The organism is Microbacterium sp. MYb54 (genome assembly GCF_002979515.1).
Classification (GTDB): domain Bacteria; phylum Actinomycetota; class Actinomycetes; order Actinomycetales; family Microbacteriaceae; genus Microbacterium.
Genome location: NZ_PCPA01000001.1, coordinates 304,901 through 323,317, shown reverse-complemented (window position 1 = coordinate 323,317; position 18,417 = coordinate 304,901). Strand labels below are relative to the sequence as shown.

General features: G+C 66.9%; 17 protein-coding genes. 7 read left to right on the top strand and 10 right to left on the bottom strand.

The features are described from left to right. Window positions 1–84: 84 nt before the first annotated feature. The 4 genes from CQ040_RS01525 to CQ040_RS01510 are packed head-to-tail and all read left to right on the top strand — an operon-like array spanning window position 85 to window position 1,873. Window positions 85–714 (top strand): LysE family transporter, encoded by a 630-nt coding sequence (locus tag CQ040_RS01525; protein ID WP_105525423.1) that lies wholly within the window; start codon window positions 85–87, stop codon window positions 712–714. 27 nt (window positions 715–741) lie between these two features. After that, the gene (locus tag CQ040_RS01520) at window positions 742–1,089 is read left to right on the top strand and encodes a metallopeptidase family protein (RefSeq protein ID WP_028501939.1); all 348 of its coding nucleotides are present in this window, start codon (window positions 742–744) and stop codon (window positions 1,087–1,089) included. After that, on the top strand, window positions 1,086–1,382 hold the full coding sequence (gene clpS / locus CQ040_RS01515) for an ATP-dependent Clp protease adapter ClpS (RefSeq protein ID WP_028501940.1): 297 nt from the start codon (window positions 1,086–1,088) through the stop codon (window positions 1,380–1,382). The genes CQ040_RS01520 and clpS overlap by 4 nt, the downstream gene beginning before the upstream one ends. Next, window positions 1,379–1,873: a DUF2017 family protein gene (locus CQ040_RS01510; protein ID WP_105525424.1), complete on the top strand. Its 495-nt coding sequence runs from the start codon at window positions 1,379–1,381 to the stop codon at window positions 1,871–1,873. Before clpS ends, CQ040_RS01510 begins: the two co-directional genes overlap by 4 nt. A 4-nt stretch (window positions 1,874–1,877) precedes the next feature. Here the strand turns inward: CQ040_RS01510 and CQ040_RS01505 are convergent, their stop codons facing one another. From CQ040_RS01505 to gatC, 6 genes are all read right to left on the bottom strand, one after another. Beyond that, window positions 1,878–2,381, bottom strand: a complete 504-nt coding sequence (locus CQ040_RS01505) for a hypothetical protein (RefSeq protein WP_258131193.1) — start codon at window positions 2,379–2,381, stop codon at window positions 1,878–1,880. 61 nt (window positions 2,382–2,442) lie between these two features. Further along, window positions 2,443–2,760, bottom strand: a complete 318-nt coding sequence (locus CQ040_RS01500) for a hypothetical protein (protein WP_028501943.1) — start codon at window positions 2,758–2,760, stop codon at window positions 2,443–2,445. Window positions 2,761–2,797: 37 nt separating this feature from the next. Continuing rightward, window positions 2,798–4,054 (bottom strand): DNA polymerase IV, encoded by a 1,257-nt coding sequence (gene dinB / locus CQ040_RS01495; protein ID WP_105525426.1) that lies wholly within the window; start codon window positions 4,052–4,054, stop codon window positions 2,798–2,800. Between the two features lie 47 nt (window positions 4,055–4,101). Further along, window positions 4,102–5,616 carry an Asp-tRNA(Asn)/Glu-tRNA(Gln) amidotransferase subunit GatB gene (gene gatB, locus CQ040_RS01490; RefSeq protein WP_105525427.1) on the bottom strand — a complete coding sequence of 505 codons (1,515 nt, stop codon included), beginning with the start codon at window positions 5,614–5,616 and terminating at the stop codon, window positions 4,102–4,104. Beyond that, complete coding sequence (gene gatA, locus CQ040_RS01485; RefSeq protein ID WP_105525428.1) at window positions 5,616–7,133, bottom strand: Asp-tRNA(Asn)/Glu-tRNA(Gln) amidotransferase subunit GatA; 1,518 nt, start codon at window positions 7,131–7,133, stop codon at window positions 5,616–5,618. The genes gatB and gatA overlap by 1 nt, the downstream gene beginning before the upstream one ends. Further along, complete coding sequence (gatC, locus tag CQ040_RS01480) at window positions 7,130–7,429, bottom strand: Asp-tRNA(Asn)/Glu-tRNA(Gln) amidotransferase subunit GatC (RefSeq protein ID WP_028501947.1); 300 nt, start codon at window positions 7,427–7,429, stop codon at window positions 7,130–7,132. The genes gatA and gatC overlap by 4 nt, the downstream gene beginning before the upstream one ends. A 67-nt stretch (window positions 7,430–7,496) precedes the next feature. On the opposite strand from gatC, the gene CQ040_RS01475 reads away from it, so the two are divergent. Beyond that, window positions 7,497–9,197 (top strand): long-chain-fatty-acid--CoA ligase, encoded by a 1,701-nt coding sequence (locus CQ040_RS01475; RefSeq protein WP_105525429.1) that lies wholly within the window; start codon window positions 7,497–7,499, stop codon window positions 9,195–9,197. A 46-nt stretch (window positions 9,198–9,243) separates the two neighbouring features. Next, entirely contained in the window at window positions 9,244–11,070 is a 1,827-nt protein-coding gene (locus CQ040_RS01470; RefSeq protein WP_374954112.1) for a DEAD/DEAH box helicase, read from the top strand. Window positions 11,071–11,093: 23 nt separating this feature from the next. Here the strand turns inward: CQ040_RS01470 and CQ040_RS01465 are convergent, their stop codons facing one another. Genes CQ040_RS01465 through CQ040_RS01450 form a run of 4 tightly spaced genes read right to left on the bottom strand, consistent with a single transcriptional unit; the run spans window position 11,094 to window position 16,212 of the window. Next, the gene (locus CQ040_RS01465) at window positions 11,094–11,561 is read right to left on the bottom strand and encodes a hypothetical protein (RefSeq protein WP_105525431.1); all 468 of its coding nucleotides are present in this window, start codon (window positions 11,559–11,561) and stop codon (window positions 11,094–11,096) included. Next, window positions 11,558–13,891: an NAD-dependent DNA ligase LigA gene (gene ligA / locus CQ040_RS01460; RefSeq protein WP_105525432.1), complete on the bottom strand. Its 2,334-nt coding sequence runs from the start codon at window positions 13,889–13,891 to the stop codon at window positions 11,558–11,560. The genes CQ040_RS01465 and ligA overlap by 4 nt, the downstream gene beginning before the upstream one ends. A 38-nt stretch (window positions 13,892–13,929) precedes the next feature. Continuing rightward, the gene (mnmA, locus tag CQ040_RS01455) at window positions 13,930–15,027 is read right to left on the bottom strand and encodes a tRNA 2-thiouridine(34) synthase MnmA (protein WP_105525433.1); all 1,098 of its coding nucleotides are present in this window, start codon (window positions 15,025–15,027) and stop codon (window positions 13,930–13,932) included. A gap of 9 nt (window positions 15,028–15,036) precedes the next feature. Next, window positions 15,037–16,212 (bottom strand): cysteine desulfurase family protein, encoded by a 1,176-nt coding sequence (locus CQ040_RS01450; RefSeq protein WP_105525434.1) that lies wholly within the window; start codon window positions 16,210–16,212, stop codon window positions 15,037–15,039. 100 nt (window positions 16,213–16,312) lie between these two features. On the opposite strand from CQ040_RS01450, the gene glgX reads away from it, so the two are divergent. Continuing rightward, a complete protein-coding gene (glgX, locus tag CQ040_RS01445) occupies window positions 16,313–18,385 on the top strand; it encodes a glycogen debranching protein GlgX (protein ID WP_105525435.1) in 2,073 nt (690 codons plus the stop codon). Window positions 18,386–18,417 lie beyond the last annotated feature (32 nt).

Genomic DNA, 18,417 nt, shown 5'->3' with positions numbered 1-18,417 from the left:
AGAAGGCCTGAATCGTGAGATTCGGGCCTTCTTCGTCGTGCCGGCAAGGTCAGCGTCTCTCCCCCGAAGCTCTAGACTGACGGGGTGTCGCTCGCGGTCTGGTTCTCGTTGCTGACCGCGTCCGTCGTGATCAGCTTCACGCCCGGAGCCGGGGCGATCAACACGATGTCCAACGCCATGAATCAGGGTTGGCGGCGCTCGATCTGGGGCATCATCGGCCAGCAGATCGCGCTGATCGTCCATGTCGCGATAGTCGCCGCGGGGGTCGGCCTTCTGGTCTCGCGATCGGAGGTCCTGTTCAACGGCATCCGCTATGCCGGCGCTGCGTACCTCGTGTTCCTCGGGATCCGGCTCATCCTCACGAAGCCCGCTGTCGTCGATGATGATGTTCCCGTTCCTGTCGATTCCCGCGAGAGTCATTGGTCGATGATCCGTCGAGGCTTCTGGGTCAACCTCCTGAACCCCAAGGCGATCGTGTTCTTCCTGGCGTTCATTCCGCAGTTCATCCGGCTGGATGAGCCGCCAATCCCCCAGTACCTCACCCTCGTCGGCACCGTGATCGTCGTGGACGTGATCGTGATGTGGGGATTCTTCGCGGCTGCCGCGCGACCCTTCCGTCGCCTGACACGAACCGCACGCGGACAGCGCATTCTCAACACCGTCTTCGGGGCGTTGTTCATCGTCGTCGCCGGCATCCTCGTTCTCCTCCACTGACCCCGACTCGCCCCTAGGCTGGACGAGATGGACATGGATACCGCCACCTTCGAGAAGCTCGTGATCGACGAGCTCGACCAACTGCCCGACGACATGGTCGAGGGCTTGGAGAACGTGGTGTTCGTCGTGGAGGATCGCCCGGAGGACGGCAGTCTCGATCTACTCGGCCTGTACGACGGTCTGGCGCTCACAGAGCGGACGCAGTACGGGATGGGCGAACTCCCTGACCGGATCGTCGTCTATCGCGAGCCTCATCTGGCGCAGTGCGACTCCGAAGACGAGCTCCGCGACGAGATCCACACGACTCTGGTGCACGAGATCGCACACTTCTACGGTATCGACGATGAGCAGCTGCACGAGATGGGGTGGGCATGACGACCCCGACCGCCGTTCCGGACGTCGATGAGGTCACCGACCTCAGCGCAGCTCCGCTCGAGCCCTGGCAGGTCGTCGTGTGGAACGATCCCGTCAACCTCATGAGCTACGTGGTCCGCATCTTCCGTACCTACTTCGGTTACTCCGTCGATCACGCCACCGCGTTGATGCTCGCTGTGCATCATGACGGACACGCGATCGTGTCCACCGGTCCGCGCGAGACCATGGAAGTCCACGCACAGGCGATGCACGGCTTCGGCCTCTGGGCGACCGTCAGGAAGGCTCCGCTGTGACCTCGGAGCGGATCGTCATCCCGATCACGGTGATCGAAGGACTCCATCTCGCCCAGCTCGTGGACGACTTCATCGAGCTCATCGACACGTCGAGGGGCTCCGCAGACCCCGCCATCGATCGGTTGACGCCCACTCCGTACCCGGATGATCCCGATTCCGCGGCGGACTTCGCGGACAGCACACGGGAGGATCTTCTCGACAGGCGGCTCATCGAGGCTCGACGTGTGCGCGCGGCACTCGGTGAGGTCGGAGGCAGAGCCGACGCACTCGATGAAGCAGACCCCCTCGCCGCCAGAGAACTCGTCGTCCCCACGGATGAGATCGACTTCTGGCTGAGAACTCTCACCGCGATCCGCCTCGTGATCGCCACGCGACTCGGGATCACCTCAGACGAGCAGGCCGGGGAGGACGGTCGTCACGATGTGTACGACTGGCTCGGGTATCGCTTGGAGCTTCTCATCCAGGCGGCCGACGAGGCCGAAGCCGGATGAGCTCCTAGGGCACCTCGACGATGCGGGTTGCGAGCGTCCGAGGATCGTCGCGTTCGATGTGAAGACGCTCCTGCGCAGCCCACCTGTCCCAGTGCGGGCGATAGGTGTCACCATCACGCGCGAGAGCGCGCGCCTTGCGAGCAGGCTCCGCTGACTCCACCCAGATCCGGATGTCGGCGAGCCCGGCCGTCGACGCCCGGAGGATGCCGCTGCCCTCGACGATCACGCCCAGGGCAGGATCGACAGCGTGACTCTCAGCCTCGGTCTGGCGTTCCCAGTCCCAGCGGCGCCAGGTGCCGAGATAGCCGCGGCCATGTGGACGAAGGATCCACTCGAGAGCACGCTCCACGCCGTCGTCGAGTCCATCCCAGCCGGGGTAGAGCGAGTCGAGTGCGATGAGCTGTACGTGCCCGCTGACCGGCCAGCGACGGACGAGTCGGGCAGCGAGCGACGACTTGCCTGCACCGCTGCCGCCGTCGATGAGAACGACGGGGTTACCCGCGGACACGGCTCGAACATCTTGCTCGATCAGGGTCGCGGCGTGCTCCAGGGCCGTCGCGACAGGATCGTCACTTCTTGAGTGCACGGATGATGCGGGTGATCGCTCGTCCGGCCACCCAGACGAACGGTACAGCGACGACCAACAGCGTGACGATGTTCGGCTCGAAGCGTAGGCCCTCCTCACGACGCACGTAAACGCCGACGGGGACAGACACACCGCCACCGCCACCGCCCTCGGCACCGTCGCCGCTACCGCCGCCGAAGCCCGAGTAGGTGAAGGCGACCGGTGTGATGCTCACACCGTCGACGTCTTGCGGCTCTCCGTATGCGCTCTTCACGCCGAAGGACGCAGCTTGCTTTCCGAGTTCCAGTGCAATGTTCGGCATACCCCCACGGTAGTCGAGGAACACCGAGCGTGTGCGATCATTCCACGCCGTGGGCCTTGGGATGCTGCGCGGCGCCCCTGCCCTCTCCGCGGCCGATGTGCCGCGCGCGGGAGATCGTGGCGATGCCGAACCGTGCGACGGCGTCGTCGACCGCGCCCTCGACCTTGCGCCAACCCTCGTCGTCATCCCACAAGCCCAGTCCGCCGCCGCCGGCAGGTCGCAGATTCTCGGCCCGCACGCCGACCAACCGCACAGGATCGCGCCGGTCTATCTGCTCGAAAAGTGCCTGTGCCGCCTCGCCGATGCGCTGCCCGACGGCCGTGGGCTCGCCCAGCGTCTGGGACCTGTTCAGCGTGCGGAAATCATCGAAGCGAATTTTGATGGCTACCGTGGAGGTCTCCCAGTTCGCGCGCCGGAGTCTGGCAGCGACGCGGTCGGAGAGGCGCAGCAGCTCGGCTCGGAGAAACGGTCGGTCGAGGATGTCCTGGTCGAAGGTCTCCTCGTGACCGATGCTCTTCTCCACACGCTCGGTGTCGACGGCGCGGGCGTCTTCCCCGAGTGCGAGCTGCCTGATCCGCCCGGCGAGGGCGGGGCCGACGGCACGTTCGAGCATCTCGCGCGGAGCATCCCGCACGTCCTGGATCGTGCGTATGCCACGGGCCTCCAGAGCCTCAGCTGCCTTCGGTCCGACTCCCCACATCGCACGGACAGGTCGGGGTGCGAGGAAGCCGAGCGTATCGGCCCCTGCGACGACGAGCATCCCGTCCGGCTTCGCGATGGTGGAGGCCATCTTGGCGACGTGCTTCGTCGCGGCGACACCGACGCTGCACGTGATGCCGACCTCGTCGAGGACCCGTTCGCGGATCAGTTCTGCGATGCGAGCCGGACTCCCCCACAAACGCCGTACGCCCTGCACATCGAGGAACGCCTCATCGACCGAGAGCGGCTCCACCAGAGGCGTGAACGACTCGAAGATCGCCATCACCTGTCGCGAGACCTCCTGATAACGGTCGAAGCGCGGGAGCACGATGCGCGCTGAAGGGCACAGCCGCAACGCCTGCGACACCGGCATCGCCGCTCGCACACCGTACCGACGTGCCTCGTATGAGGCGCTGGAGACGACAGAACGACCGTCGGGGGCGCCGATGATGAGCGGGAGCCCGCGGAGTGACGGATCGTCGAGTACCGCGACGGCGGCGTAGAACGCATCCATATCGACGTGCAGGATGCGCGTTCCGGTGTCATCGGCATCTGCGGACGAGACGATTCGTCCTGTGCCGTCACCGTGTCCCATGACACCATTCTGCCCCGGGCCTCGGACACGAGACCCGGGGTGGCGCGCTACTGGGCAGCGCGCTCGAGAATGAGCTCACGGACACGAGCGGCGTCGGCCTGACCCTTCATCGCCTTCATGACCGCACCGATGACGGCCCCGGCCGCCTGCACCTTGCCGTCCTTGATCTTGGCCATCACGTCCGGCTGCGCGGCGAGAGCCTCATCGATCGCAGCGATCAGTGCGCCGTCGTCCGACACCACGGCGAGGCCGCGGGCGTCGACGACCTCTTCAGGCGTGCCCTCGCCTGCGATGACGCCTTCGAGTACCTGGCGAGCAAGCTTGTCGGTCAGAGTTCCGGCGTCGACGAGCCGCTGAAGAGCCGCGACGTTCTCCGGGCTGATGAGCTCGATGGGGTCCTTCTCCTGCACGTTCGCGGTGCGAGTGATCTCGCCTGTCCACCACTTTCGTGCGGTGGCCGGAGTTGCACCCGCGGCGATGGTCGCCTCGACGACCTCGAGCAGGCCGCCGTTGCGGACGTCCTGGAACTCCAGGTCGGTGAAGCCCCACTCCGTCATCAAGCGACGGCGACGCGCGACCGGCTGCTCAGGAAGAGCCGCGCGCAGTTCTTCGATCAGCTCGGCGGCGGGCTCCACGGGCAGCAGATCGGGCTCGGGGAAGTAGCGGTAGTCATCTGCGTCCGACTTCGGACGACCGGGCGACGTCGTGCCGGTGTCCTCGTGCCAGTGCCGCGTCTCCTGCGTGATCGTGCCCCCGTCGGCGAGAATCTGCGCCTGGCGCTGGATCTCGTACTTCACGGCTCGCTCGACGGAGCGCATGGAGTTCACATTCTTCGTCTCAGTACGGGTGCCGAGCTTCTCCGTGCCTCGCGGGCGCAGCGAGACGTTCGCGTCGCAGCGCAGGTTTCCACGCTCCAGACGGGCCTCGGAGATGCCGAGACCGCGGACGATGTCGCGGATCGCCTGCACATAGGCCTTGGCGACCTCCGGTGCGCGGTGCTCGGTGCCGTAGATGATGTTCGTCACGATCTCGACCAGCGGCACGCCCGCACGGTTGTAGTCCACGAGGGAGTATTCGGCACCCTGGATGCGTCCGGTCGCTCCGCCCATGTGGGTGAGCTTGCCGGCGTCTTCCTCCATATGGGCCCGCTCGATCGGGATCGTGATGATCGTGCCGTCTTCGAGTTCGACCTCGACCGATCCCTCGTACGCGATCGGCTCGTCGAACTGCGAGATCTGATAGTTCTTGCCGAGGTCCGGGTAGAAGTAGTTCTTGCGGGCGAACCTGCTCGACTCCGCGATCGAGCAGCCGAGGGCGAGACCCAGGCTGATCGACGAGCGGATCGCGGTCTCGTTCACGACCGGCAGCGACCCGGGAAGACCGAGGTCGACGGGTGCGATGAGCGTGTTCGGTTCGGCCGCGTGATACAGCTCGTTGGCCGGGTTCGGCGCATCGGAGAACATCTTCGTGTTCGTGTTGAGCTCGACGTGCACCTCGAATCCGAGGACCGGCTCGAACAGCTCGAGCGCCTTGTCGAAGTCCATGAGCTTGGCGGTGGCCATCAGCGCTTCCCTCCTGCGAGCTGCGGTGCGCGGGTGAGCAGCGGCGCACCCCACGAGTCGACGAGCAGCGTCTCGAGCGCGGCGCCGACCTTGTAGAGACGCGCATCCTCCCGCGCCGGGGCGATGAACTGGATGCCCACGGGAAGCCCATCGTCGTCCGCGAGACCGCTCGGGATCGAGATTCCCGGGACACCAGCGAGGTTGACCGGGATCGTGGTGATGTCGTTGAGATACATCTGCAGCGGGTCGTCGATCTTCTCGCCGAGCTTGAAGGCGGTGGTGGGCGCCGAGGGCGTCGCGATGACATCGACCTCGGCGAACGCGTTCGCGAAGTCCTGCTGGATGAGTGTGCGGACCTTCTGCGCGCTGCCGTAGTAAGCGTCGTAGTAGCCGGCGGACAGCGCGTACGTGCCGAGGATGATGCGGCGCTTGACCTCGTCACCGAAGCCGGCGTCACGGGTCGCGGACATGACGTCCTCGACCGTCGGGTTGCCGTCAGGCGTGACCCGCAGGCCGAAGCGCACGGAGTCGAACTTCGCGAGGTTGCTCGATGCCTCCGCCGGGAGGATCAGGTAATACGCGGCGACGCCGTATTCGAAGTGCGGAGCGCCGATCTCGACGATCTCGGCACCCTGCGCCTCCATGAGTGCGAGCGCACTGCGGAAGGATGCTGCGACGCCGGGCTGGAACCCGCTGTCGGGCAGTTCACGGATCACACCGACCCTGAGACCCTTGAGCACGTCTCCGCGCGCGCCTTCTCGAGCTGCTTCGGCGAACGAGGGCCACTCATCGCGCAGCGAGGTCGAGTCCTTCGGATCATGTCCGCCGATCGCGTCGTGCAGCAGCCCGGAGTCGAGAACCGTCCGCGAGACCGGACCGACCTGGTCGAGGCTGGAGGCGAGGGCGATCGCGCCGTAACGGCTCACGCCGCCGTACGTCGGCTTGACGCCGACCGTGCCGGTGACGTGGGCGGGCTGGCGGATCGAGCCGCCGGTGTCGGAGCCGAGCGCCAGCGGAGCCTCGAAAGCCGCGACGGCCGCAGCCGAGCCACCGCCGGAGCCGCCGGGGATGCGGTCGAGGTCCCAGGGGTTGTGCGTGGGACCGTACGCCGAGTGCTCGGTGGAGGACCCCATGGCGAATTCGTCCATGTTCGTCTTGCCGAGAGGGATCAGTCCGGCGGCGCGAGAGCGCGCGACGACAGTGGCGTCGTACGGCGAGCGGTATCCCTCGAGGATGCGCGAACCGCTGGTCGTCGGCTGGTCGGTCGTGACGAGCACGTCCTTGATCGCGAGCGGCACACCCGCGAGCGGGCCGAGGACCTCGCCCGCAGCGCGACGGGCGTCGATGGCCGCTGCGGCCTCGAGAGCGCCCTCGTTGACGTGGAGGAATGCGTGGACGTCGCCGTCCACGGCGGCGATGCGGTCGAGGTGCGCCTGCGTCGCCTCGACGCTCGACACCTCACGAGATGCGAGCTTCGCGGCGAGATCCACCGCGTCCAGCCGGATGATGTCGCTCACTGCTCTTCTCCCAGGATCGCGGTGACGCGGAAGCGGCCGTCGGCGGCATCCGGGGCGTTCTGAAGCACCTGCTCGTGCGTGAGCGTCTCGCCGACCACGTCGGGTCGGAAGACGTTGCTCAACGGAATCGGGTGACTCGTCGCTACGACGTCGTCGGTCGCGACCTCCGACACCTTCGCGATGTTGTCGACGATGGCGTCGAGCTGGCCCGTGAGCCTCGACACCTCGTCGTCGTTCAGCTGGATGCGTGCGAGCACACCGAGGTGGCGCACGAGTTCAGGGGTGATTTCAGACACTCCCCCAGTCTAGTTGGCGCGCTCCGAAGTCCCATGCCCCGAGAGCTGCTCCACCTATGCTGGGCGGGTGAGCACGTTCCAGCCCCCTCGCCCGTGGATCGCCAGCTATGCAGCCGGAGTCCCGGATGACCTCCCTCCCGTCGAGGGATCCCTGGTCGACATCGTGGCCGCTTCAGCACGCGACTATCCGGATGCCCCCGCCCTTCAGTTCTTCGGTCGCGAGACGACCTACTCCGAGCTGCAGGCAGCGATCGACCGTGCGGCTACGGGCCTGCGGGACCTCGGTGTCCGCGCCGGTGATCCGGTCGCGATCGTGCTGCCGAACTGCCCGCAGCACATCGTGGCCTTCTACGCGGTGCTGCGACTCGGCGCGGTCGTCGTCGAGCACAATCCGCTGTACACGCCGCGCGAGCTCCGCAAGCAGTTCGAAGACCACGGAGCGAAGCACGCGATCGTCTGGAACAAGGTCGTCTCCACAGTGCAGGAGTTCCCGGCGGATCTGGCCGTGAGGAACCTCATCTCCGTCGATGTGACGCGCGCGATGCCGTTCGTCACGCGCCTCGCCCTGCGACTCCCCGTCGCGAAGGCACGCGAATCCCGTGCTGCCCTCACCGAGAAGGTGCGCGGGACTGTTGCATGGGATTCCCTGCTCGGCTCCGCCCCCCTTCCGGCGTCGCACCCCCAGCCGGGGACCGACGATCTCGCGATCATCCAGTACACCTCCGGCACGACGGGAACCCCCAAGGGCGCGGCCCTCACGCACCGCAATCTGCTGGCCAACGCCGCGCAGTCCCAGGCGTGGGTTCCTTCGATCCAGCGGGGCAAGGGTTGTGTCGTGTATGCGGTGCTGCCGATGTTCCACGCCTATGGGCTCACCCTCTGTCTCACCTTCGCGATGTCGATGGGCGCGCGGCTCGTGCTGTTCCCCAAGTTCGATCCCGACCTCGTGCTCGATGTCGTGAAGAAGCACCCCGCCACCTTCCTCCCGCTCGTCCCGCCGATCGCCGATCGTCTGCTCGCCGCAGCGAAGGCGAAGGGCGTGTCGCTCGACGGCATCGAAGTCGCGATCTCCGGCGCCATGGCTCTCCCGCACGAACTCGTCGTGCCTTTCGAGAAGGCCACCAACGGGTACCTCGTCGAGGGCTACGGGCTGAGCGAGTGCTCACCCGTCCTGATGGCGAACCCCGTCGCTGACAACCGCGTGCCCGGCACCGTGGGTCTCCCCCTGCCGGGGACCGAGTGCCGCGTAGTCGATCCTGAGAACCCGAGCCAAGACGTGCCGGCAGGTTCCGCCGGCGAACTCGTGGTCCGCGGTCCGCAGGTCTTCGCGGGCTACTACGGCAAGCCCGAAGAGACCGAGGCCGTCTTCGTCGACGGCTGGTACCGCACCGGCGATATCGTCACGATCGACGACGCCGGTTTCGTGCGCATCGTGGATCGCATCAAGGAACTCATCATCACTGGCGGATTCAACGTCGCACCCACCGAGGTCGAGAACGCTCTGCGGCAGCATCCGCAGGTCGTCGATGCCGCCGTTGTGGGACTACCGAGTGAACACTCCGGCGAAGAGGTCGTCGCTGCGATCGTGGTCGATGCCGGAACCGATGTCGACGTCGAAGCCATCCGTGAGTTCGCCCGCAGCATCCTGACTCCCTACAAGGTTCCCCGTCGGGTTTTCGTGGTCGATGAACTCCCCACGTCGTTGATCGGCAAGGTGCTCCGACGCCAGGTGAAGGAGAAGCTGCTGGCTCTCAATACCGGGGCGTAGGCCGCCCTCACAGGCGCCGAGCGTCGCCGCGCGCTACCCTTGGGAAGTGACCCCTGAAGATGCAGTGCTGACCGACGCCCCCGAGGACTCTCCCGCGACCCCCGGATTCGAGGAGCTCGGCATCACCGGGGCCGTCCTCAAAGCCATCAAGGACCTCGGCTACGAGACCCCGTCGCCCATCCAGGCGGCCACCATCCCCACACTTCTGTCCGGCCGCGATGTGGTCGGGCAGGCGCAGACCGGTACCGGCAAGACCGCCGCATTCGCGCTCCCTGTGCTCGAGCGCCTCGACGTCTCGCAGAAGACCCCGCAGGCCCTCGTGCTCGCACCCACCCGGGAGCTCGCGCTCCAGGTGTGCGAGGCATTCGAGTCCTACGCCTCCAAGATGAAGGGCGTTCACGTCCTGCCCGTCTACGGCGGTCAGGGCTATGGCGTGCAGCTGTCCGCGCTGCGCCGCGGCGTGCACGTGATCGTCGGAACACCCGGTCGCATCATGGACCACCTCGCCAAGGGCACCCTCGACCTCTCGCAGCTGCAGTACCTCGTGCTGGATGAGGCAGACGAGATGCTGAAGATGGGCTTCGCGGAAGACGTGGAGCAGATCCTCGCGCAGACGCCGGAGGAGAAGCAGGTCGCCCTGTTCTCCGCGACGATGCCGCCGCAGATCCGCCGCCTCGCGCAGAAGTACCTGCGCGACCCGGAAGAGATCAGCATCAAGTCGAAGACGGCAACGGGGGCGAACATCACCCAGCGCTATCTCGTCGTCTCGTACGCGCAGAAGGTCGACGCGCTCACCCGCATCCTCGAGGTCGAGAACTTCGACGGGATGATCGTCTTCGTCCGCACCAAGAACGAGACCGAGACGCTCGCTGAGAAACTGCGTGCTCGTGGATACTCCGCATCCGCCATCAACGGCGACGTGCCGCAGGTTCAGCGTGAGCGCAGCGTCAACCAGCTCAAGGACGGCAAGCTCGACATCCTCGTCGCGACCGATGTAGCCGCCCGCGGTCTCGACGTCGAGCGCATCAGCCACGTCATCAACTTCGACATCCCGACCGACACCGAGTCCTATGTGCACCGCATCGGCCGCACCGGTCGTGCGGGGCGCACCGGCGACGCGATCAGCTTCATCACCCCGCGCGAGCGCTACCTGCTCAAGCACATCGAGAAGGCGACGCGACAGCAGCCTGCCCAGATGCAGCTACCCAGCACCGAAGACGTCAACACGACGCGTCTGAACCGATTCGACGACGCGATCACCACCGCCCTGTCGGAGACCGGCCGTATCGAGGCGTTCCGCGACATCGTCGCGCACTACGTCCGCCATCATGACGTGCCGGAGGGCGACGTGGCAGCCGCCCTCGCCGTCGTCGCACAGGGCGACAAGCCGCTGCTCCTCGACCCGGCCAACGATCCCCTGACCAAGGCCGTCGAGGCTGACAACCGTCCTCCTCGTGAGCGCAGCGCGGGGGGACGTGAGGCACGCGAGCCGCGTACCGAGCGCCGAGGGCGTGGTGACTACACCGCGTACCGTATCGAGGTCGGTCGGCGTCACAAGGTCGAGCCGCGTCAGATCGTCGGCGCTCTCGCGAACGAGGGCGGTCTGGGCCGTGACGACTTCGGAGCGATCAACATCCGCCCCGACTTCTCGACCGTCGAGCTGCCTTCCAACCTGAATCCCGCAGTGCTCGACAAGCTCCGCGACACCCGTATCTCGGGGCGCCTCATCGAGATCAAGCCCGATCGCGGCCCTGGTGCCCGACGCACCGCCCCGCGTGACGGCGAGCGATACGAGCGCAGGGACAGCGATGAGCGTCCCGCACGCGACAGCCGTGAAGAGAAGCCGTTCCGCAAGCCGCGCCACAAGAGCTGACGACGACTCGCGCGCGGATCGGGCTATCTCGTTCCGCGCGCGAGTTGCGCTGCCACGTCGATCAGAGGCTCCGGATGCGCGAGTAGTGCGCGCTGTTCGGGGTGGGCGATCAGATGGGCGATCAGGCGATGGGCGCCTACGAGCGTCGGCGCCCAGTACCCTCCGACATGGTGACGGCTAAGGGGCACTGTGCGGAGTTCCCCACCGATGGTGAGCGTCACCGAACCATCGTCGGGATCGACGCCGGGGTCACTCAGCATCGCGGCCGTCAGCGCACCGAGAAGGAGGGTGCTGACGAGACCGGGGAGACGGAACTTCGTCGTCGGCACATCGAGCGCAATCGCTTCCACGTCGGTCCAAGCGACGATGCCACGGTTCTCGATCCCTTCACGGATGATCACCGCTTCGCGCGTCAGACGCAGATGGTTCCGACCGGGATCTCCGACGGCCAATGCCTCCGCGACGACGATCAGCGGCCCGTAGCGCCTCACGAGCCTTCCGGCGTCGGCGGCAGTGCGCCCGGGCCCTCGGTCACGAGAATGTGGAACTGCGCGGCATCGAGCACGCGCACGCCGAGTTCTTCGGCCTTGGCGAGTTTGGAGCCTGCTCCGGGGCCGGCGGCGACGAAATCGGTCTTCTTCGAGACGCTCGACGCCGCCTTGCCGCCCGCGTTGATGATGGCCTCCTGCGCGCCATCTCGGGTGTACCCGTCGAGGGAACCTGTCGCGACGACCGTGAGTCCTTCGAGCACGCCGCCTGCAGCCACCGCTGCTCCGGGCCCCGGGTGACCGGGAGTCGACCACTGCACCCCCGCATCCGCCCACTGGCGCACGATCTCCTGATGCCAGTCCACCTCGAACCAGGCGAGCAGCGAATCGGCGATGATGCCGCCGACGCCTTCGACAGCGGCGAGTTCGTCGCGGGACGCCGTTCGGATCGCTTCGAGGGAGCCGAACCACTGCGCCAGTGCCCGTGCGGCGACGGGTCCGACATGCCGGATGTTCAGCGATACGAGCAGGCGCCAGAGGTCTTTCGTCTTCGCCTTCTCGAGTTCGGCCAGCAGGGTGAGCGCCTGCGACGACGGCTGAGGACCGTCGAGCCCGGACTTCTTCTCGGTAGCGGTGGCATTGCGCCGGAAAGGAGCGCGCGTCTTGACGATCCCGTCCTCATCCTCCTTGGGAAGCCCCGTCTCGGCGTCACGGACGAACAGCTCGATGGGCACGAGCTGCTCGAGTGTGAGAGCGAACAGACCGGCTTCGGTCTCCAAAGGGGGTACAGCCGGCGAAGTCGGCTGTGTCAGGGCCGCCGCCGTGACCTCACCCAGCGCCTCGACGTCGAGCGCGCCCCTGGAACCGATGTGCTCGACGCGTCCGCGGACCTGTGCCGGGCAAGATCGGGCGTTCGGGCACCGCAGGTCGATGTCGCCCTCTTTCATCGCACGCAGCGGTGTGCCGCATTCCGGGCACCCGACCGGCATCACGAACTCTCGCTCGCTGCCGTCACGCTTCTCGACGACCGGACCGAGGACCTCGGGGATCACATCGCCGGCCTTGCGCAGCACGACGGTGTCTCCGATCAGCACGCCCTTGGCCTTCACCACGTCCTTGTTGTGCAGGGTCGCCTGGCGGACGACGGAACCTGCGACGTGTGCGGGTGCCATGACCGCGAACGGTGTCGCGCGACCGGTGCGGCCGACCGACACGACGATGTCGAGAAGCTTGGTCTGAACCTCTTCCGGCGGGTACTTGTAGGCGATCGCCCAGCGCGGAGCACGGCTCGTCGCACCGAGCTCGTCGTGGAGCTCGAGCTCGTCGACCTTGACGACGATGCCGTCGAGCTCGTGCTCGATGTCGTGGCGGTGCTCGCCGAAGTACTCCACGAACTCCACGACTTCGTCGACCGTGCTGCACACCTTCGTGTGTGGACTCGTGGGCAGGCCCCACTCCGAGAGCAGGTCGTACACCTCGCTCTGCGCCGCGACGGGAGGGTTGGTCCACGCTCCGATGCCGTGCACGTAGAGGGCGAGCGACTCGATCCGCAGAAGTCCGGCTTCGAGCTCGAGCCCGTTCTTCTTGTCGATCTGCTGACGGAGTCCCCCACTCGCCGCGTTGCGAGGGTTCGCGAACGACGGGAAACGTCGGGCAGCTGCGGTCTGCGCCTTCTCCTCGTCGAAGGGCTTCTTCGCCCCTCCACGCGACTCCCAGCGAGAGAGGGCATCGGCGTAGGCACGGTCGCGGAACGCCGCCTGGGCTGCGTTGAGCCGCTCGAACGCTGCCACCGGAATGAAGACCTCACCGCGCACCTCGACGATCTCGGGGTGCCCCTCACCGCTCAGCCGATACGGGATCTCGGGGAGGCGCAGCGCGTTCTCGGTGACGATCTCGCCCACACGGCCATCGCCCCTGGTCGCTGCTGACGTCAGGATGCCGTTCTCGTAGCGGAGGTTGATCGCGAGTCCGTCGATCTTCAACTCGGTGAGCCAGGCGACGTCGCGTCCGGCTGCCGCTTTCGTCTTCGCGGCCCACTCGCGCAGCTCGTCGAGCGAGAAGACGTTGTCGAGGCTGAGCATGCGCTCTGCGTGCTCGATGGTCGCGAGCCCGGTCACCTCGGCGGCTCCGACCATCTGCGTCGGCGAGTCCTGCCCCTGCAGCTCGGGGTGCAGCCGCTCGATTTCTTCGAGCCGGTGCATCCAGCCGTCATAGGTGAAATCGTCGACGACTGAGGAGTCGCGACCGTAGTAGGCCTCTTTCGCCTCGAGAATGCGAGTGGTCAGCTCGTCGGCTTCGGTTCGGGCGTCTTCCAGCGAGATGTTCTCCGGCACCCCGCCAGTCTACGAGCGGGCACCGACACCGGAAGTGCCTACGCGCCGACGGGAACCGCAGACACCGTGGTGTCGATCGTGAGCTGGCCGAGGACTCGCGTTCCGAGGTAGAGCACGGCGGTCTGTCCTGGTGCGACCCCGTCGAGCGGAACCTCTGGTGTGACGCGGATTCCGTCGTCCGAGACGACGGCGTGCGCGGCGACCGGTTCGGAGTGCGCACGGATCTGCACGTGACACTCGAACGACGAGTCCCTCGGTGCAGCCCCCGCCCAGCTGAACCGCGCACCCGCGATCTCGGCGATCGCGAGCGCCTCCTTCGGCCCGACGACCACGGTGTTCGTTACCGGGCGCACCTCGAGCACGAATCGGGGCTTGCCGTCCGACGCGGGCACCCCGAGCTTGAGGCCACGCCGCTGCCCGACCGTGAAAGCGTGGGCTCCCTCGTGCGAGCCGACGACGTCACCGCTGCGGTCGACGATCTCTCCCGTGGCCGTGCCGACCTTCTCTGCGAGCCACCCTCGCGTGTCACCGTCCGGGATGAAGCAGATGTCGTGGCTGTCCGGCTTCTGTGCGACGCTCAGGCCGCGTGCTTCAGCCTCAGCGCGGACGATGGCTTTCGACGGCGTCGTGCCGAGCGGGAAGTACGTGTGTGCGAGCTGCTCGGCGGTGAGCACGCCCAGGACGTACGACTGATCTTTGGCGTTGTCGGACGCGCGATGCAGTTCGAGGCCGTCGGCACCTTCGACGAGAGTGGCGTAGTGCCCCGTGCACACGGCGTCGAATCCGAGCTCGATCGCCCTCTCCAGCAGAGCCGCGAACTTGATCTTCTCGTTGCAGCGCATACAGGGGTTCGGGGTGCGCCCCGCCTGGTACTCGGAGATGAAGTCTTCGATGACATCGTCGCGGAAGCGCTCCGAGAAGTCCCAGACATAGAACGGGATGCCCAGCATGTCAGACGCACGGCGGGCATCGAGTGCGTCTTCGATCGTGCAGCAGCCGCGACTGCCGGTACGCAGGGTTCCCCCGGCTCGGGAGAGCGCCAGATGCACTCCGACCACGTCGTGTCCCGCCTCCACGGCCCTGGCAGCCGCGACGGCGGAATCGACACCACCGCTCATCGCCGCAAGGATCCGCATGAGACCAGTCTACGAGCGCGCGCCTGTGCCGGCGCCGGACGCTCGCGCGTAGGCATCCGCGATCGCAGCGAGCACCGCGTCGACGTCGGCATCCGTCGACGTCCTGCCGAGCGAGAAGCGGAGTACGCTGCGTGCGTCGCGCTCGCTCCGCCCCATCGCGATCACGACGTGCGAGGGCTCGGCGACGCCCGCCTGACATGCTGATCCGGTAGATGCGGCGACCCCGGCCATGTCGAGAAGGAACAGCAGGCTCTCCCCCACTGCTCCAGGGAACAGCAGATGAGCATTCCCCGGAAGCCGGTTGGTCGGATCGCCCAAGAGCACGGCTGACGGCACTGCGGAACGGACACCGGTGACGAGGCGATCGCGCAACGCACGCAAACGTGTCGCCTCCTGTTCGCGCTCCACCTCGGCGAGCTCGACCGCGGTCGCGAACGCCGCCGCACCCGCGATGTCCTGAGTGCCGGCGCGGAGGCCGCGTTGCTGCGCGCCGCCGCGCAGTAACGCGGTGAGACGTGCCGTGCGTGCTGTGACGAGAACGCCGACGCCGACCGGTGCGCCGATCTTGTGTCCGGCCAGACTCATCGCCACGAGACCGACACCGCTCTCGGCGTCACCACGCAACGAACGGAATGACAACGGCACGTGTCCGAGCGCAGCGACGGCGTCGAGATGAAAGGCGACACCGGCAGAAGCGGCGGCAGCGGCCAACGCCCGCGCGTCGTTGATGGTCCCCGCCTCATTGTTCGCGACGAGGGCCGTCGCCAGCGCAGCGCCGGGGAGCTGCGCTGTGAACAGCTCAGGCGAGATCCGGGCCTGAGAACTCACCGGCACTCGCCGCTGCTCCGCCCCCTCGTTCACGAGCGCAGCCACGGTGTCCAGGGTGGCGTGGTGCTCGGCATCCGGCATCACGATCGCCGACGTCGCATCGGGGCGAGCGTGCCACAGACCCTGCAGCGCGAGGTTGATGGACTCTGTCCCGCCCGAGGTGAAGACGATCTCGATCGGGTCGGCCCCGAGCACCGCGGCGACACGCTCACGAGACTCCTCGAGAAGCTTGCGTGCGTCCTGTCCGGCGCCATGGGTCGATGACGCGTTGCCGACCGTCTCCGACGCCTCCAACCAGGCCACTCGCGCCTCCGGGCGCAGGGGCGTGGTCGCCGCGTGATCGAGATAGTGCCGCATGCTTCGATTCTCTCGCGAATCGGCGGCAGCGGGTTCTTCCGGCATGGAACCGGGTACGCGTTGACATGAGACTGCAACACAACGCGCCTAGGGTGTACTCATGCCCGCGTCCCGTGACCTCGCCGTGCCCGGCGGCTCCGCCCTCGACAACCTCGGCGTCCGTCTGCACGACGGCGTCGGAACGCTGCGCGTCTGGTCGCAGAACGCGTCATCTGTCGAGCTGGTGGTCTTCGATGCCACAGACCTCGACTGGGCCACCGACGAGATGCCCCTGGAGCGTCTCCCCGGCGGCATCTGGGAGATCACCACAGAACTGCTGCAGCCCGGCATCCGCTACGCCGTCCGCGTCGGTGGCCCGCACGGCCCTGGAAACACCTTCAACCCGGAATCCATGCTGTTGGACCCCTATGCCCGCGGTCTCGCGCAGGGCGACGGCTACGAGGAATGGCGTTCAGTGGTCATCGTCGACGGCTTCGACTGGGGCGACTCCCAGAAGCCCAGGGTGCCACTCGATCGCACCGTCATCTACGAAGGCCACCTCAAAGGCCTCACCAAGCGCCACCCCGACGTCCCTCCCGCCCTGCACGGTACCTACGCCGGGCTCGCCCACCCCGCGATGATCGAGTACTTCCACTCGCTCGGGATCACGTCGATCGAGCTCCTCCCCGTGCACGCATTCGTGCCCGAGCCTCGTCTGCTCGAGCGAGGTCTCACCAACTACTGGGGCTACAACACGCTGAACTTCTTCACCCCGCACACCGCCTACGCGACCGAGGAAGCACGCAAGGAAGGACCGGAAGCGGTCCTCGCAGAGTTCAAAGGGATGGTTCGCCTCCTGCACGAGGCCGGGCTTGAGGTCATCCTCGACGTCGTCTACAACCACACGTCGGAGGAAGGGATCGGCGGTCCGCGTTCGAGCCTGCGGGGCATCGACAATGCGAGCTACTACCGGCAGGACGAATCCGGTGTCTACGTCGACACCACCGGATGCGGCAACACTCTGAACACCGCCACGGATGCCGGGGCGCGACTCGTCCTCGACTCGCTGCGCTACTGGGCACAGGAGATGCAGATCGACGGCTTCCGTTTCGATCTCGCCACCGCGATCGCCCGTGACAGCACACACACCTACACGCCGGAGCATCCGCTCCTGGCCGCCATCGCGAACGACCCGATCCTCGCCGACACCAAACTCATCGCCGAGCCGTGGGACGTCGGACTCGGCGGCTGGCAGACGGGGAACTTCCCTGCCGGCTGGCACGAGTGGAACGACCGCTACCGCGACCGCGTGCGCAACTTCTGGTTGAGCGACATCGACTACGCACGCCGGGCGTCCGCACCGGTCGGCATCGGCGGGTTCGCCACACGTCTCGCCGGCTCCTCGAACACGTTCAGCGAAGACCGAGGCCCGCTCGCCAGCGTGAACTTCGTCACCGCGCACGACGGCTTCACCCTGCACGACCTGGTCTCCTACGACGTCAAGCACAACGAGGCGAACGGCGAGCAGAACCGCGACGGCGCGGACATGAACCGTGCGTTCAACCACGGGATCGAGGGGCCGACCGACGACCCCACCATTCTCGCCGCGCGCCGAAAGGCCATGCGTAATCTGCTCGGGACGCTGCTGCTCTCCGCAGGGATCCCGATGCTCACAGCCGGCGACGAGGTCGGTCGCACCCAGCGCGGCAACAACAACGCATACGCGCAGGACTCCGCGCTGACCTGGCTCGGGTGGGAGTTCGAGCCCTGGCAGGAAGACCTGCGTGCGCACGTCTCCCGTCTGATCCGCCTGCGCCAGGAGAATCCGGCGCTCCGCCCCAGCCGCTACGCACGACTCGGCGAGCACATCCCCAACGCCTCCGTCATGGACTGGTACGACCAGAACGGCGAGACCATGGAGCCGTCGCAGTGGACGGACCCTGGCAAGCGCACTCTGCAGTATGTGGCGGCATCCACGCCCGACATCGAGGCTTACAACCGCATCCTGCTGATCGTGCATGGCACCGAGTCGCCGATCGATGTTCGTCTTCCCGACGAGATCGAGGACGCTACCCGTTTCGTGTCCCTGTGGTCGAGCGCCCAGGAGCGTCCCTCCGACGAACACGAGGTCTTCGCTCCCGGTGACGTGCTACCGGTCTCCGGGACCTCGATGAGGTTGTTCCGCATCGAATGAGGGCTGCCTCCGACGCACCCCGCGGCGCGCTA

Excerpts from the sequence above, each read along its gene's own strand:
- CQ040_RS01520 (WP_028501939.1), top strand. The coding sequence starts at position 742 with ATGGACATGGATACCGCCACCTTCGAGAAGCTCGTGATCGACGAGCTC.
- clpS (WP_028501940.1), top strand. The coding sequence starts at position 1,086 with ATGACGACCCCGACCGCCGTTCCGGACGTCGATGAGGTCACCGACCTC.
- CQ040_RS01500 (WP_028501943.1), bottom strand. The coding sequence starts at position 2,760 with ATGCCGAACATTGCACTGGAACTCGGAAAGCAAGCTGCGTCCTTCGGC.
- dinB (WP_105525426.1), bottom strand. The coding sequence starts at position 4,054 with ATGGGACACGGTGACGGCACAGGACGAATCGTCTCGTCCGCAGATGCC.
- gatB (WP_105525427.1), bottom strand. The coding sequence starts at position 5,616 with ATGGCCACCGCCAAGCTCATGGACTTCGACAAGGCGCTCGAGCTGTTC.
- mnmA (WP_105525433.1), bottom strand. The coding sequence starts at position 15,027 with ATGCGGATCCTTGCGGCGATGAGCGGTGGTGTCGATTCCGCCGTCGCG.
- CQ040_RS01450 (WP_105525434.1), bottom strand. The coding sequence starts at position 16,212 with ATGCGGCACTATCTCGATCACGCGGCGACCACGCCCCTGCGCCCGGAG.
- glgX (WP_105525435.1), top strand. The coding sequence starts at position 16,313 with ATGCCCGCGTCCCGTGACCTCGCCGTGCCCGGCGGCTCCGCCCTCGAC.